Source organism: Halomonas sp. 3H (assembly GCF_024206005.1).
Taxonomy (GTDB): domain Bacteria; phylum Pseudomonadota; class Gammaproteobacteria; order Pseudomonadales; family Halomonadaceae; genus Halomonas; species Halomonas campaniensis.
On record NZ_CP100360.1, the window covers coordinates 551,255 to 566,635 of the forward strand.

Below are 15,381 nucleotides of genomic sequence, written 5' to 3' on the forward strand. Positions count from 1 at the left end.
TCCCTGGGCGCTACCGACGCCTTCCCTGGCGTAGGACCCCCTCTACGAGCCGTTCCCGACGCCTCTCGCTGATGCTGAGTCATGCTTCCCTTGTATCAGGTCGCGGATCAGCCGCCGGCCGGGGTGCAGGTGATCCACCAGCGGCTGCTCCAGAGGCAGCGGCTCGTCGCAGATCATCGAGGCCAGCAGCTCCGCGCAGAGCGGCGCGCTGGCCAACCCCCGGGAGCCGTGGGCGGCACTGATCCAGAGCCCCTCGTGGTGGCGTCCCGTGACGTCGGGCACCCGGGTGGCGTCCCGGGCCAGCGCCGCATAGTCCTCCCGCCACGCCTCGGCGTCGGGCAACGGCCCGGCGTAGGGCGACTTGTCGGGGCTCGCCGCCCGCACGCCCACCCGCCCGGTGAGGCGTGCGGGGGAGAGGTCCGCCCCCGCGGCACGGAGCGCCTCGACGAAGGCGGGCAGGCCCCGGGCCAGCTCGGCCAGGTTGGCGGCGTGGTCCGCCTCGCGCGCCGCCGGGTCAGTCTCTCCCGGAGCAAAGGTGGCGCCGAAGTTGAGGACACCGTCCGCCGCCGGGGGCACATAGCCGCCGGCGCACACCACACGACCCAGGGTGGGGGCGCCTTCGGGGAGCGCAAGCTGACTGACCTGGCCGCGCACTGGCTGCAGGGGCAGGGCGGCGCTCTGGGCGAAGCCGGCGGCCTCGCTGGCTCCGGCGACCACCACCTGGTCGGCCCGAAGCACCTCGCCGTCGGCCAGGCTCAGGCGCCAGCCGTCGGCGTCCCTCTCCAGCGCCGTCACCTCGCCCTGCCGGAAGGCGACGCCCTGGGTGGCAGCCAGGCGCGTGCAGAGCGAGAGCGGCCGGACCCAGGCGGCACAGGGGTAGTCCAGGGCCGGCCCCGGCACCTCGATGCCGGCCACCGCGCTGGCCGCCTCGGCGTCGAGGCCGCGCACCACGCTCTCGGGCAGCGGGTGATTGGCCAGGAAGCGCGCCTGGCGCGCCTGCTCCTTCTCGCTCAGGGCCAGCTGCAGCACGCCGCTGGGACGCCACAGCCGCTGTTCGGGGTCGAGCCTTTCGAGCCAGCGTCGGCTGTGCAGCAGCCCGGCCAGGTAGGTGCGGCTCTGCAGGTTGGTGTCCACGGCCAGCTTCACGTAGAGCGCCCCCTGCAGATGGGTCTCGCCGAGGCTGGCGCGGTCGAAGCGGTCGATCAGGGTGACCGCGATGCCGCGCCGGGCCAGGGCGGCGGCGGCGCTGGCCCCGGCAATGCCGGCGCCGATCACCGCCACACGGCGGGGTGGCCGGGCGGCGGGCGGCGTGAACCAGGGGGTGCGGGTTCGCCGCTCATCCCGCGGTGGCGCGGCGATCTCGCCGGCGAGCATCTCACGCTTGCGGCCGAAGCCCGGCACCTTGCGCCAGGCAAAGCCCGCCGCGGCCAGGCCGCGCTTGACGACCCCGGCGCAGGTGAAGGTGGCGAAGGTGGCGCCGGGGCGCGAGCGGGCGGCCATGGCGGCAAACAGCTCGGGGCGCCACATCTCGGGGTTCTTGGCCGGGGCGAAGCCGTCCAGGAACCAGGCGTCGACCCGGCCGTCCAGCAGGGCGAGCCGATCGGCGGCATCGCCGAAGTGCAGGTCCAGGATCACCCGCTCATCCAGCCACAGGCGGTGCACCCCGGCCACCGGCTCGGGCCACTGGGCGACCAGCGTCGCGGCGCGGGGGGCGAGGTCGGGCCAGGCGGCGAGCGCCCTGGCCAGGTCCTCGCGGGTGAGCGGAAAGCGTTCGGTGGAGACCAGGTGCAGCCTCGCGCCCGCCGGGGCATGGGTCTCGAAGCAGGCCCAGGCACAGAGCATGTTGAGGCCGGTGCCGAAGCCGGTCTCGCCGACCACGAAGGGGCGTGCCTCTCGCCAGGCCCGGAAGCGTTCGGGCAGGCGGTTGCCGCCGAGGAAGACGTGCTCGGTCTCGGCGCGGCCGTCGTGGCGCGAGAAGTAGACATCGTCAAAGGCGGTGGAGCGGGGGGCCGCTTCGCCGCTGTCGTCGCGCTGCCAGTCCAGGCGGGCGGTCTCCAGGGCGGCGAGCGGGGGCAGGCCATCGGGGGCAGCGGTCACGGGGGCTCCGTCGGTGGGCATGGCTGGTCAGGATCTGATCAATGGCGCCGCGGCGGCCTGTCATCCCGGCTGGGGAAAGCCATCCGCGGCGTTTCAACAGTGTTATCCACAGACTCTGTGCAAAACCCGCCTGTGGACAGGGCGCCGCGACAGGCGCGGGTCAGGGCAGGACCTTCTTGAACGGCTTCACCGTGACCCTGGCGTAGACCCCGGCGATCATGTAGGGGTCGGCGTCGGCCCAGGCCTGGGCCTCCTTGAGGCTCTCGAACTCGGCGACCACCAGGCTGCCGGTGAAGCCCGCCTCGCCCGGGTCCTCGCTGTCGATGGCCGGGTGGGGGCCGACCAGCACCAGGCGGCCCTCGTCGCGCAGGGCCTCGAGGCGGGCCAGATGGTCCGGGCGCGCGGCCAGGCGCCGTTCCAGGCTGTTGTTCACATCTTCGCTGATGATGGCGTAGAGCATTGCTGTCGCTTCCTCGGATAGAGCGGCTCGCGCCGCGAGAAACCGCTGGGTGCGGCATTGACCGTCGCCGGTCGGGCGCGCACCATGGAAAGCCATTCTGACAAAGTCGCCTGCCGGCGTCATGCCAATGTATCCACTCCCCGCCCGCTTCGAGGGTGACCCCGCCCCGTCCTCCATCGACCTGCACATGCACTCCACCGCCTCCGACGGGGCCCTGCCGCCCGCCGAGCTGGTGTCGCTGTGCCGGGCGCGGGGGCTCACGCACCTGGCGCTGACCGACCATGACACCCTGGCCGGGGTGGCCGAGGCGTCGGCCGCCGCGACGCGGGAAGGGCTCGTGCTGATTCCCGGCACCGAGCTCTCCACCCGCTGGGCCGGCATCAACATCCACGTGGTCGGCCTGCTGCCCCGGGGCGCCCGCGGGCCCCTGATCGAGGGGCTGGCGAGCCAGACCGAGGCCCGGACCCGGCGCGCCGAGCGCATCGCCGAGCGCATGGAGAAGGTCGGCCTCGCGGATGCCCTGCAGAGGGCCCGCGAGCAGGCGGGCAGCGACCGTCCCCTGGGACGTCCCGATTTCGCCCGGGCGCTGGTCGCCGCGGGCCTGGTGCCCGACATCGCCACGGCCTTCAGGAAGCACCTGGGCGACGGCAAGGCCGGCGACGTCAAGGCGCTGTGGCCGGAGCTCGCCGAGGCGGTGGGCTGGATCGTCGCGGCGGGGGGCGTGGCGGTGCTGGCCCACCCGCTGCGCCACGGCCTGACCCGGCGCAAGCGAGGCCTGCTGCTGGACGCCTTCCGCGCGGCCGGCGGCCAGGCCGCCGAGCTGGTCAGCGGCTTCCAGAACGCCGACGTCACCCGGGACCTCTCCCGCCAGCTGCAGGAGCGCGAGCTCTACGCCTCGCTGGGCAGCGACTTCCACTTTCCCGGAGGCCACCTGGCACCGGGCAGCATGAGCCCCGTGCCGCGCACGGCCACCCCGCCGGTGTGGACCCATCCCCGGCTCGTCGACCTCGTCGGCCTGCCGCGGGGGACACAGGACGCCGGCGCGCTATAGTCACCCCATCCCATCATGGCCACTGCACAGGGAGCGCCCCCATGAGCCAGTTCTTCCAGATCCACCCCGAGAATCCCCAGAAGCGCCTCATCGACCAGGCGATCCAGATCATCCGCGACGGTGGGGTGATCGCCTATCCGACCGACTCCGGCTATGCCCTGGGCTGTCACCTCGGTGACAAGAAGGCCATCGAGAAGATCAAGTGGCTGCGCTCCCTGGATGACAAGCACAACTTCACCCTGGTCTGCTCGGACCTCTCCGAGATCGGCACCTACGCCAAGGTGGACAACGCCGTCTTTCGCCTGCTCAAGGCGCACACGCCCGGCGCCTACACCTTCATCCTCAATGCCACCACCGAGGTGCCGCGGCTGCTGCTGCATCCCAAGCGCCGCTCCATCGGCGTGCGGGTGCCGGACCATCGCATCACCCTGGCACTGCTCGAGGCGCTGGGCGAGCCGCTGATGAGCGTCACCCTGATCCCGGTGGGCGAGGAGCTGCCGATGACCGACGCCGAGGAGATCCGCGAGCGCTTCGGCGCCCACCTGGACCTGATCATCGACGGCGGCGCCTGCCATCTGGAGGCGACCAGCGTGGTGGACCTGCGCGACCTGCCGCCGACGATCCTCCGCGAGGGGCGCGGCGACGTGGAACCGTTCCGCGACTGACCGCCCCGCGCCGCCGGTTCATGCCGGCGGCGTCGCTTTGCCGTCCTTACCCTTCTTTCCCCTCCTTCCCCTTGCGGGCCTGCCACCAGGCCGCCTGCTCCTCCTCGGAGAGGTGCGGGTCGGGGGTGTCCTCGTCGAGCCAGGTGCCGCACTTCAGGCAGTAGAGCGCGCCGCGCTCGTGGCGGTCGTGGCCGCACCCCGGGCAGGCCTCGTCGGAGTAGCGCTCCTCGCGGATCGAGCGGATCACCTGGGCGGAGAAGACCCCGGTGGGCACCGCGATGATCGAGTAGCCGATCAGCATCAGCACCACCGTGATCGCCTGGCCGATGGGGGTGGCCGGCACGATATCGCCGTAGCCCACCGTGGTCAGGCTGACGATGGCCCAGTAGATGGACTGGGGGATGCTGGTGAAGCCGGCCTCGGGAGCCTCGATCAGGTAGACCACGGCGGCGAAGATGGTCACCACCATGAAGATGCTGAAGAAGAACAGGAAGATCTGGCGCAGGCTGCGGCGCATCGCCTCCAGCAGCAATCGCCCCTCGCCGACGAACTGCATCAGCCTCAGCACGCGGAAGATCCTCAGCACCCTCAGCAGCCGCACGATCACCAGCGCGTGGGCGCCGGGGAGGATCAGCATCAGCCAGGTGGGCAGGATGGCGATCACGTCCACCACCCCGTAGAAGCTGCGCAGGTACTGCATCGGGCGCTCGAGGCAGTAGAGGCGCACCGCCAGCTCCAGGGTGAAGGCGAGGGTAAAGCCCCACTCCAGCCACAGGAAGAGGGTGCCGTACTTGGCATGGAAGGCCTCCACGCTGTCCAGCATCACTACCAGCACGCTGGCCAGGATCACCGCGATCAGCGCGATATCGAAGCCCTTGGCCGCCGGCGTGTCCGACTCGAAGATGATATGGAAGGCCCGGGTGCGCAGGCCCTCGCCACCGGGTTTGAACTCGAGCGTCATGGCAGGTTTCCTTGGACGGGTCGGGAGGAGGGGTCAGGCAAGGTCGCGGTCGGCGGGCAGCCGGCGGGCCAGGCGCAGGGCGGCGAGCCCGAAGGCCGGCGTCGGCCAGTCGGGCGCGTCCAGGCCCCGGGACAGTTCGCGGGCCTCGTGAGCCTGGCCGACAAGTGGCGCCAGCGCCTCCCGGGCGGCGTCCCGCCAGGCCGGCTCGCCGGTGTCCGCCAGGGCATCCAGGGCCACCACGGCGCGATGCAGCCGGTCGGCGGCGCTGTTGCCCCGGGGCAGCGTCCAGCCCCCGGCCAGCAGCGCGCCGCCCCGGGCGGCCTTGCTGGTGTCCGAGGGGCGCAGGGGCACCGATTCGGCCAGCGCCTCGGCCAGCGACCAGAGGGCGTCGGGCGCGCCGGCCTTGAGCTCCAGCTCCAGCTCGCGAATGGCCACCCGGTGCTCGCCGGCGAGGATCTCGCCCTCGTCCAGGGCCAGCTCGATGCGGCTGCCCGCATGGGCGATCTCGCGGGTCTCGCGGCGGAAGTCGGTGGTGAAGCGGGGCGCGAGCCGGGCGAGCACCTCGTCGCCCAGCGCGGCCGGGGGCAGCGCCGCCAGGCCCTCGAGGTCCAGCCCCGGGCCGGGCACCTCCCACTCCCATTCGCCGCGGGTGGAGAGTCCGCCACCGCCCTGGCCGCGGGTCTTCACCGTCTGCAGCACGCGACCGTCGACCCGGCGCAGGCGCAGCGCCATCCGCGCGCGTTCCAGCGCCCCGTCCGGGGTGTCGAAGTAGGTGTTGCCGAGGTGGGACACCCGCACCGGCAGCGCCGCCAGCAGCGGGTGGCGGCGCAGTGCAGAGGGGCCGTCCGGGCCCAGCGCCAGCTTGAGCTCTATCTCCTGACTCATCGGATTGCCACCTCGATCGGGTTACGTCTGGATGATTTTTTCATGACGGAGCGGGGTGGGGTCACTATACTGTCGCCGCCATTTCCCAAGGGCACATGACGCCAATGGTTACTCCCAACCCGTTTTCCGCGATGTTCGGTCGCTCGCCATTCCAGCCGCTGCTGACCCATATCGTCAAGGCCAACGAATGTGCCGACCAGCTGCTGCCCTTCTTCGAGGCCGCGCTGGCCGAGGACTGGGACGAGGCCGGCCGGATCCGCGAGTCGATCACTCGCCTCGAGCATGAGGCCGACGAGCTCAAGACGGAGCTGCGCCTCAACCTGCCCAACACCATCTTCCTGCCGGTCTCGCGCACCGACATCCTCGACCTGGTCAGCGTGCAGGACAAGATGGCCAACAAGGTCCGCGACATCACCGGCATCATGCTCGGCCGCAGGATGCGGGTCCCCGAGCCCCTGGCCGAGCCGATGCGCGACTACATCCGCACCGCGGTGGCCTGCGTGGCCCAGTCGCGGGAGGCCATGGAAGAGCTCGAGACCCTGCTAGAGTCCGGCTTCGGCCGCAACGTCTCCGACGTGATGCATCGCCTGATCCGCGAACTGCACGTGCTCGAGCACCAGGCCGACAGCCAGCAGATCGACATCCGCCGCCGGCTCTTCGAGCTGGAGAGCGAGCTGCCGCCGGTGGACGTGATCTTCCTCTACAAGATCATCGACTGGGTCGGTGAACTCTCCGATCGCGCCGAGCGGGTGGGCAGTCGCCTGCAGATCCTCACGGCCCGCTGACGCCTCTCGCATGACCCGCCCGGTGATCCCGGACGATCCCGCGCACGCCACTCCCGACAAGCCACATAGGACGAATTCCCTATGTCGATCATCGCGCAGCACGGCGAAATCTTCATCATCCTGGCCTGCCTGTTCGGCTTCTTCATGGCCTGGGGTGTCGGTGCCAACGACGTGGCCAACGCCATGGGCACCTCGGTGGGCTCGAAGGCCATCACCATCAAGCAGGCGATCCTGATCGCCGTGGTCTTCGAATTCCTCGGCGCCTGGCTGGCCGGCGGCGAGGTCACCTCGACCATCCGTGGCGGCATCGTCGACCCGGCCCTGCTCGAGGCCGATCCCCAATTCCTGGTCTACGGCATGCTCTCGGCGCTGCTGGCGGCGGCCATCTGGCTGCTGATCGCCTCGGCCAAGGGCTGGCCGGTCTCCACCACCCACTCCATCGTCGGCGCCATCGTCGGCTTCGGCGCCGTGGGCCTGGGCATGGAGGCGGTGGCCTGGGGCAAAGTGGGGACCATCGCCTCGAGCTGGCTGATCTCGCCGCTGCTGGCCGGCACCATCGCCTTCGTGCTCTTCAAGTCGGTACAGCACCTGATCTTCGAGTCCCACGAGCCCTTCGCCGCGGCCAAGCGCTACGTGCCGGGCTACGTCTTCCTGGTGGGCTTCATCGTCGCCATGGTCACCCTGACCAAGGGCCTGAAGCACGTGGGGCTTGACCTCAGCTTCGGCCAGAGCTTCCTGCTCTCCACCCTGCTCGGCGTGGCGATCATGGGGGTGGGCATCGCCATGCAGCGGCGCATCAAGTACGAGCGCCGTGCCGACGACCACTTCGGCTTCAGCAACGTGGAGCGGGTGTTCGGCGTGCTGATGATCTTCACCGCCTGTGCCATGGCCTTCGCCCACGGCTCCAACGACGTGGCCAACGCCGTCGGCCCGCTGGCGGCGGTGATCAGCGTGGTGCGCAGCGACGGCGTCATCGACAGCGCCGCTCTGGTGCCCTGGTGGGTGCTGGTGCTGGGCGGCGGCGGCATCGTCGTCGGCCTGGTCACCTATGGCCACAAGGTGATCGCCACGGTGGGCACCGGCATCACCGAGCTGACCCCGAGCCGCGGCTTCGCCGCTACCCTGGCCGCGGCCACCACCGTGGTGCTCGCCTCGGGCACCGGCCTGCCGATTTCCACCACCCACACCCTGGTGGGAGCGGTACTGGGGGTGGGGCTGGCCCGAGGCATGGCGGCGCTCAACCTGGGCGTGATCGGCACCATTGTGATGTCCTGGCTGATCACCCTGCCGGCCGGCGCCGGCCTCTCCATCCTGTTCTTCTTCACCTTCAAGGGGGTCTTCGGCTGAAGGAAACTGATTTGCTACTGCGCTCGACATCCTGGTCGCCGGCGGTGCTCGCCGTCCTCATGTAGCGAGCTACACTCCGGCGTCTGCGCGCCGGCGGCGGCCAGCCTGCCATCGCTCGTGACGCAAATCCGAATTCCTTCACTACCTGGTCCAGTTTTTTGCGGGGCCTCGTCGCTGGTGCCGCGGCTTTCCCCGCTCTGCTATCCTCGACTCTCGTTTCCCTGCACTCATCGCCCCGGAGAGAGGTCCTTGGACACACGCTTTCCCTTCGTCGACTGGTTCCGCAACTCGTCGCCCTACATCAATGCCCACCGTGGGCGCACCTTCGTCATCCTCATCGAGGGCGAGGCCATGGCGCGAGGGCGAGGGGAGCAGCTGATCCAGGACCTGGCGCTGCTGCATACCCTCGGCGTGCGCCTGGTGGTGGTGTTCGGTATCCGCCCCCAGGTGCAGCAGGCGCTGGACGAGGCCGCCATCGTGCCGGGCCTGCACCAGGGGCGCTGGATCGCCGACGAGCCGGTGATGGCCTGCATCGAGCGGGTCGCCGCCGAGCAGCGCCTGTGGCTGGAGGCGCGGCTGTCGCTGGGGCTGCCCAACACCCCGATGCACGGGGTAGAGCTCACCGCGGTCTCCGGCAACCTGGTGATGGCCAAGCCGCTGGGGGTCCGCGAGGGAGTCGACTTCGACCGCAGCGGCGAGGTGCGCCGGGTGCGGGCCTCGGCCATCGAGGGGCTGCTGGAGAAGGGCTCGCTGGTGGTCCTGCCACCGCTGGGCTTCTCCAGCACCGGCGAGGTGTTCGATCTCAACGCCTCCGACGTGGCCCAGCACGCCGCCATGGCGCTCGGCGCCGACAAGCTGATCCTGCTCGGCGAGGCCAGCGGCCTGTTCGACGCCAGCGGCCAGCTGCAGCGGCAGCTGACGCCGGCCGAGGCGGAGCCGCTGCTGCACCAGGCCGACCCTGGCAGCGAGCTGTCGCGCCACCTGGAGGCGGCCTGCCAGGCCGCCCGCCACGGGGTGGCGCGCACCCACCTGCTCTCCTGGCACGACCACGATGCCCTGCTCGGCGAGCTGTTCACCCGTGACGGGGTGGGCACCATGATCACCCAGCACCGCTACGAGCAGCTGCGGCCGGCAGAGCTGGCCGACATCGGCGGCCTGCTGGAGCTGCTCGAGCCCCTGGAGCGCCGCGGCATGCTGGTGCCGCGCTCCCGGGAGCGCCTCGAGCACGAGATCGACGACTACCTGGTGATCGATCGCGACGGCATGATCATCGGCTGCGCCGCCCTGCATGGCTTCGGCGATGCCGAGATGGGCGAGCTGGCCTGCGTGGCGGTGCATGACGACTACCGGGGCGGCAGCCGCGGTGAGCTGCTGCTGGCCGAGATCGAGCGTCGGGCGCGGCGCATCGGGCTCTCGGCGCTCTTCGCGCTGACCACCCACACCACCCACTGGTTCTTCGAGCACGGTTTTCGCCTGGCCGACATCGACTCGCTCCCCCCGCTCCGGCGCGACACCTACAACCACGCCCGCAAGTCGAAGATCCTGGTCAAGTCGCTGGGCTGAGCCTGGCCGGCCGAGGGCGCCTCACGCCAACACCTCAGGAGGGAGTGCCATCGCCATGCCCGAATCGCCATCCTCGATCGGCCGGCAGCAGGCCGCCGGTGATCCCCGCACCCTCGGCCGGGCCCTGGGTCGGGCGGGGCGTCGCGCGGTCCATGAGCACCTGCTCCCCAGCGCCGACTGGGCGGCGGTGATGGACCCGGCGCACCGTGGCCACCTGGCGCGCATGGCCGACACCACCCGCCGCCACTTTCCGGCCATCTGGGCCGAACTGGAGGGGCTCGCCGAGGGCCTGGAACTGGCGTTCGAGAGCGTCTTCGCCTGGAACTGCCGGGGCGACCTCCTGGCCAGCGTGCCGGATGGCTGCACCACCCTGGTGGTGCCGGGGAAGAGGCCGCTGATCGCCCACAACGAGGACGGCCTGCCGTGCCTGCGCGGGCACTGCTTCCTGTTCGAGGCCACACCAGGGCAGGGGGGCGGGTTCACGGCCTTCTGCTACCCGGGCTCGCTGCCCGGCCATACCCTGGCCATCACCCGGGGTGGCCTGGTACAGGCGGTCAACAACCTGCGTCTGAGGGGCGTCGCTCCGGACGTGCCGCGCATGGTGCTGGGCCGGGCGGTGCTCGACCAGCCCGGCCTGGACGAGGCGCTGGCGCTGCTTCGCCGCCACCCCGGCAGCGGCGGCTTCCACTTCACCCTGGCGGCCCCGGGCGGGGGCCAGATCGTCAGCGTCGAGTTCGGCGGGGGCGAGGTGTCGGTCCGGCCGGTGGAGGCCCCGCGGGTCCACGCCAACCATGCCCTGCATCATCGCCGGGGGCTCGCCAGCCAGGTCATCACGGCCTCCTCCGCGGACCGCCAGCGCCGCGGCGAGGCGCTGATCGAAGCGGGCATCCTGGCGCCACTGGCGATCCTGCATGACCGACAGCCCGCGGGCCTGCCGATCCTGCGCCTGGACCCCGACGACCCGGATCACGAGAACACTCTGGCAACGGCGGTCTTCGAACCGGGCCCCGACGGGGTGGCATGGCGGCTGTATGACCAGCCGGACGCCGCCCCGGCCCATGCCGGCTTCCACCCCCACCACGCTGTCGGCTGAGGCGCTGGCACGCCTTCCTGTCGCTCATGAGCGTCGCCCGCTGTCGCGATGTCTCCATTTGCCAACGTTTCAACCCCCTGTCAGTAAAGGGGTTTTCGAAAGGCAGGTAAAACCTGTCGCCAGTTGGCAACGAAAATGGCCGTTCCATCCCCTCTCGAGCCCGTCATTTCGACCCCTGGCCCCCCATGCCACTTTCTATGCTTTTATAACCCATTGAAAAACAAGGCTTGGTGGGTTTTCTGGCACATTGATCGCAGTAGTCAGGGTGAGCAACGGAAGCGGTTCACTACGGCTCGAACCGCTTTCGATCGCCAAGGGAGTTCGGGCAGTCACTGCCCTGTGCGCCCGGCTCCCGAAGCGATCAGCGTCTGCTCCTAGCGATGTGTGACTTAAGGTTGCGATGAGACGGGTACCGACACGGTCAAGGACGTGTACCTCAAAGGGCAAGGATGCTCTGGCATGGATGCCTCTCCCCCACGGCTTAGGCCTCACGGGGGATCGAACAGCGCAGCATCGCCTCCGGCCCGTCCGGGGCGGTGGTGCCAGGAACGAAGCAGGGCGGTGTGCCGCACCATGGTTGGCCGCCCGCATGTGAGACCAGCCCCTGGTGGCAGATGGCTTCACATGGCTTCGGGGCCTCTGGCCCATGGCAAGACAGGCGTGCGCACCGACCAGGCGGTCGAACGGCTCTCTTTCCAACCCTTCAGTTCCCTGCGTATTGGGCCGGCTCTGCCGGCCCTTTTTTTCGCCGCACCCGGCCGGGGAGCGGAGAGGAGGAGCGCCGATTGGCAGAACTCTGGTATCCTGAGGGCGACAAGATGGCGGCTTCCCCCGCTGGCCTGCCGCGAACCTTCCTGCAAAGAACGCTGGTCATGACCACCCGTGTGTCGCGTCGCTGGCGCCCTCGCTCGTTGCTGCAGCTCGTGCTGCTCGCCTTCCTGGTGGTGATGCTGCCGCTGGGTGTGCTGATGTTCCAGGCGGGCCAGGCGCTCTCCGAGCTGTCGCGCCTGGCGGATGTTAGCGCCCGCCAGGCCGTGGAGGAGACCCGGCGTGCCCGTACCCTCGGCGCCCTGGCCCTGGAGATGGAGCGCAGCGCCCGCCAGTACGCCGTGGTCGAGCAGGAGAGCCTGCTGGAGATCTACGACGAGCGGCTGCTGGAGTATCGTCAGCTGCTCGCCCAGCAGCGCGAGCTGCTGCCCGACGACCCCGACGTGATGGCCCTCGAGGAGCAGCTGGTCGACCTGGCCCGCCTGCCGGGCCTGGAGCTGGAGGAGTTCGAGGCGCGTCTCGACCTCTTCCCGCCCTTCGCGCAGCGCACCGAGGCGATGCGCCGCGCCACCAACCGCCATATCGACAACCGCATCGAGACGATCCGCGAGCGTGCCGAGTCGGTGCAGGCCCGGCTGTGGCTGCAGACCGGTGCCCTGGTCTCGGCGAGCCTGGTGCTGATGCTGCTCTTCTCCTGGCTGATCATCCGGCCGGTGCGTCAGCTGGAGCGGCGGATACTGGGCATCGGCAGCGGCACCCGCAGCGAGAAGGTCAAGCCGGTCCAGGGCCCCGCCGAGCTGATCCAGCTCGACCAGCGGCTCGACTGGCTCGCCTCGCGCCTCGACGAGCTCGAGGCCGAGAAGCAGCAGTTCCTGCGCCACATGTCCCACGAGCTGAAGACGCCCCTGGCCAGCGTGCGCGAGGGCTCCGCGCTGCTGGCCGACGGAGTGGCCGGCGAGCTCTCGCCGCGCCAGCTGGAGATCCTCGAGCTGATCGATGCCAGCGGGGGGGAGCTGCAGCGGCTGATCGAGCAGCTGCTCGACTACAACCTGCTGCAGCACAGCCAGGTGGAGTGCGAGACCATCGACCTGGCCACCGTGGTCAAGGAGGTGCTGGCCAAGCACCGCCTGGCGCTGGAGAGCAAGGGGATGCGGATCGACACCTTCGACGGCCCCCTGGCGTGGACGGTCGACCGCACCGCCACCGTCCGCATCCTCGACAACCTGATTTCCAACGCCATCGCCTACGGGGCGGATGGCGGCGAACTCGAGATCCGCGCCCGGCGCTACCGCGATCGCCTGGAGATCGAGGTGGCCAACAGCGGCGAGCCGATCGCCGAGCAGGACCGCCCGCGGCTGTTCGAGGCCTTCTACCAGGGCCGGGCCCGCCGCAAGGGCCCCCTCAAGGGCTCCGGCATCGGCCTCTCGGTGGCCGCCGACTGCGCCCGCCTGCAGGGTGGCCAGCTGGCGCTGGTCGACGACCCGCGCCTGGCCGTCTGCTTCCGCCTCACGCTGCCGCGTCACGCCCCGGCATCGGACGCGGCCACCGACGACACCTCGACGCTCGCCGGAGAAGCGAGCCTTCACGCAAGGAATTGACGACATGCACCTTCGTCCTCTGCTGGTCTGCCTGGCGGCCACCTGGCTCGCCGGATGCGAACTGTTGTCCGAGGCCCCGTTCGGCCAGCCGGCCAGGTCGTCCTCCACCACCTCCGCGGCGGCCGCGGCCACGGGCTGCCATGCCGGGATGCCCGGCTTCGCCAACGAGGAGTGCCTGCTGAACGACTGGGTGGCCTTCGGCCTCGCCTCCCAGCGCGGCAACCGCGCCTGGCGCGATGCCATGCTGTCGCGCCTGGAAGGCCCCGGTGCCGAACGGCGCCTGGCCCGCGCCGTGGCCCTGGCCTGGGGCAGCGAGGGCGAGTGGGATCGGGCCTCCGAGCTCTACAAGGCCGATCTGCATGCCGCGCCGGTCGAGCTGCAGCCGCTGCTGCGCTACTGGCTCAACGAGCTGGAGGGGCGCCGCGCCATGGCCGGGCGTCTGGCGACCTCCAACCAGGCCCTCGCCGACATGGAGGAGCAGTACGCCGCCATGGAGGAGGAGAACGCTGCCCTGGCCGAGAAGCTCGAGGCGCTCACCGCCATCGAACAGAGCATCAACCTGCGACAGCAGAACGAATGATGGGAGACGACTCGTGAAGCACCCGACCCCCCTGCAAGCGCGAACCCAGGGCGCCCGCCTGCCCGGCGCGAGGGCGGCCGGCCATCGTGCGGCCGGCCCCCACATCCTGCTGGTGGACGACGACGTCAGCCTGCTCAAGCTGCTCGGCATGCGCCTGGAGAGCCGCGGCTACCGCGTGACCACCGCCGAGAGCGGCCGCGAGGCCCTCAAGGTGCTGGACACCGACCGCCCCGAGCTGGTCCTCACCGACCTGCGCATGGACGAGATGGACGGCCTGGCACTGTTCCAGGAGGTCCAGCGCCAGGCCCCCGGCCTGCCGGTGATCCTGCTGACCGCCCACGGCTCGATCCCGGACGCCGTCAGCGCCACCCGCCAGGGGGTGTTCAGCTTCCTCACCAAGCCGGTGGACCGGGACGAGCTGTTCGCCGCCATCGAGGAGGCCCTGGCCCAGGCCCCCGGCCAGGTCGCCGAGGGCGACGAGTCGTGGCGCGCGGCGATCATCACCCGCAGCCCCGAGATGGAGCGCATCCTCGAGCAGGCCCGCATGGTGGCGGCCTCCGACGTCAGCGTGCTGGTCACCGGCCCCTCCGGCTCGGGCAAGGAGCTGCTGGCCAACGCCATCCACAAGGCCAGCCCCCGGGCCGGCAAGCCCTTCGTGGCGATCAACTGCGGGGCCCTGCCGGAGCAGCTGCTGGAGAGCGAGCTGTTCGGCCACGCCAAGGGCGCCTTCACCGGAGCGGTGAGCGAGCACCAGGGGCTGTTCCAGGCCGCCGACGGCGGCACCCTGTTCCTCGACGAGATCGGCGACATGCCGCTGCCGCTGCAGGTCAAGCTGCTGCGCGCGCTGCAGGAGCGGCAGATCCGCCCGCTGGGGTCGACCACCTCGGTGCCCATCGACGTGCGCATCATCTCGGCCACCCACCGCGACCTCGACCGGGCCATGCGTGAGGGGGAGTTCCGCGAGGACCTCTACTACCGCCTCAACGTGGTCAACCTGCGCCTGCCCGCCCTCAAGGAGCGCGCCGAGGACGTGCCGCTGCTGGCCAAGCACCAGGTGGGCCAGGCCGCCGCCCGCCACAAGCCCTTCGTCAAGGGCTTCTCGCCGGAGGCCCTCAACCTGCTGGCGGCCAGCGCCTGGCCCGGCAACGTGCGCCAGCTGGTGAACGTGGTGGAGCAGTGCGTGGCCCTGACCAGCTCGGCGATGATTCCCGAGGCGCTGGTGGCCCAGGCCCTGGCCGCCGAGGACAACGCCCTGCCCACCTTCAACGATGCCCGCGCCGCCTTCGAGCGCAGCTACCTGATCAAGGTGCTCAAGATCACCGAGGGCAACGTCACCCAGGCGGCGCGCATCGCCGGACGCAACCGCACCGACTTCTACAAGCTGCTGGCCCGCCATGACCTGGAGCCGAGCACCTTCAAGCCGGCCGCCCGCCACGCCGAGGAGTAGTCCTCGGCGCCTTGCCGCCATCGGACACCCGAACGAAAGCGCCCCCTGCCGGAGCAGGGGGCGCGGGAGCCACGGGACACG

The 15,381-nt window shown here is 70.7% G+C and carries 13 protein-coding genes; 9 read left to right on the top strand and 4 right to left on the bottom strand.

Going from position 1 to position 15,381, the window contains the following annotated elements; translation table 11 throughout:
* Positions 1-42: 42 nt before the first annotated feature.
* Both mnmC and NFC98_RS02695 read right to left on the bottom strand, forming a co-directional pair.
* The gene (gene mnmC / locus NFC98_RS02690) at positions 43-2,097 is read right to left on the bottom strand and encodes a bifunctional tRNA (5-methylaminomethyl-2-thiouridine)(34)-methyltransferase MnmD/FAD-dependent 5-carboxymethylaminomethyl-2-thiouridine(34) oxidoreductase MnmC (RefSeq protein ID WP_254276631.1); all 2,055 of its coding nucleotides are present in this window, start codon (positions 2,095-2,097) and stop codon (positions 43-45) included.
* 160 nt (positions 2,098-2,257) lie between these two features.
* On the bottom strand, positions 2,258-2,557 hold the full coding sequence (locus NFC98_RS02695) for a YciI family protein (RefSeq protein ID WP_254276632.1): 300 nt from the start codon (positions 2,555-2,557) through the stop codon (positions 2,258-2,260).
* Positions 2,558-2,678: 121 nt separating this feature from the next.
* Here NFC98_RS02695 and NFC98_RS02700 point away from each other — a divergent pair, with 121 nt between their 5' ends.
* Together NFC98_RS02700 and NFC98_RS02705 are read left to right on the top strand one after the other, a co-directional pair.
* Complete coding sequence (locus NFC98_RS02700; protein WP_254276633.1) at positions 2,679-3,608, top strand: PHP domain-containing protein; 930 nt, start codon at positions 2,679-2,681, stop codon at positions 3,606-3,608.
* 41 nt (positions 3,609-3,649) lie between these two features.
* On the top strand, positions 3,650-4,273 hold the full coding sequence (locus NFC98_RS02705; protein ID WP_254276634.1) for an L-threonylcarbamoyladenylate synthase: 624 nt from the start codon (positions 3,650-3,652) through the stop codon (positions 4,271-4,273).
* Between the two features lie 46 nt (positions 4,274-4,319).
* On the opposite strand, the gene NFC98_RS02710 is transcribed toward NFC98_RS02705, so the two are convergent.
* Both NFC98_RS02710 and NFC98_RS02715 read right to left on the bottom strand, forming a co-directional pair.
* Positions 4,320-5,234, bottom strand: a complete 915-nt coding sequence (locus tag NFC98_RS02710) for an ion transporter (protein WP_254276635.1) — start codon at positions 5,232-5,234, stop codon at positions 4,320-4,322.
* Between the two features lie 33 nt (positions 5,235-5,267).
* A complete protein-coding gene (locus NFC98_RS02715; protein WP_254276636.1) occupies positions 5,268-6,119 on the bottom strand; it encodes a CYTH domain-containing protein in 852 nt (283 codons plus the stop codon).
* 104 nt (positions 6,120-6,223) lie between these two features.
* Between NFC98_RS02715 and NFC98_RS02720 the strand changes: the two genes are divergently transcribed.
* The 7 genes from NFC98_RS02720 (at position 6,224) to glrR (ending at position 15,300) form a co-directional block, all read left to right on the top strand.
* Positions 6,224-6,904, top strand: coding sequence for a TIGR00153 family protein (locus NFC98_RS02720; RefSeq protein ID WP_254276637.1), 681 nt, complete (start codon positions 6,224-6,226; stop codon positions 6,902-6,904).
* Between the two features lie 81 nt (positions 6,905-6,985).
* Entirely contained in the window at positions 6,986-8,251 is a 1,266-nt protein-coding gene (locus tag NFC98_RS02725) for an inorganic phosphate transporter (RefSeq protein ID WP_254276638.1), read from the top strand.
* Between the two features lie 249 nt (positions 8,252-8,500).
* Entirely contained in the window at positions 8,501-9,814 is a 1,314-nt protein-coding gene (gene argA, locus NFC98_RS02730) for an amino-acid N-acetyltransferase (protein WP_254276639.1), read from the top strand.
* A 55-nt stretch (positions 9,815-9,869) separates the two neighbouring features.
* Positions 9,870-10,907 (top strand): C45 family peptidase, encoded by a 1,038-nt coding sequence (locus NFC98_RS02735; RefSeq protein ID WP_254276640.1) that lies wholly within the window; start codon positions 9,870-9,872, stop codon positions 10,905-10,907.
* Positions 10,908-11,779: 872 nt separating this feature from the next.
* On the top strand, positions 11,780-13,273 hold the full coding sequence (locus NFC98_RS02740) for a sensor histidine kinase KdpD (RefSeq protein ID WP_254276641.1): 1,494 nt from the start codon (positions 11,780-11,782) through the stop codon (positions 13,271-13,273).
* A gap of 4 nt (positions 13,274-13,277) precedes the next feature.
* Positions 13,278-13,853, top strand: a complete 576-nt coding sequence (locus tag NFC98_RS02745) for a hypothetical protein (protein WP_254276642.1) — start codon at positions 13,278-13,280, stop codon at positions 13,851-13,853.
* Positions 13,854-13,911: 58 nt separating this feature from the next.
* The gene (gene glrR / locus NFC98_RS02750; RefSeq protein WP_302055105.1) at positions 13,912-15,300 is read left to right on the top strand and encodes a two-component system response regulator GlrR; all 1,389 of its coding nucleotides are present in this window, start codon (positions 13,912-13,914) and stop codon (positions 15,298-15,300) included.
* Positions 15,301-15,381 lie beyond the last annotated feature (81 nt).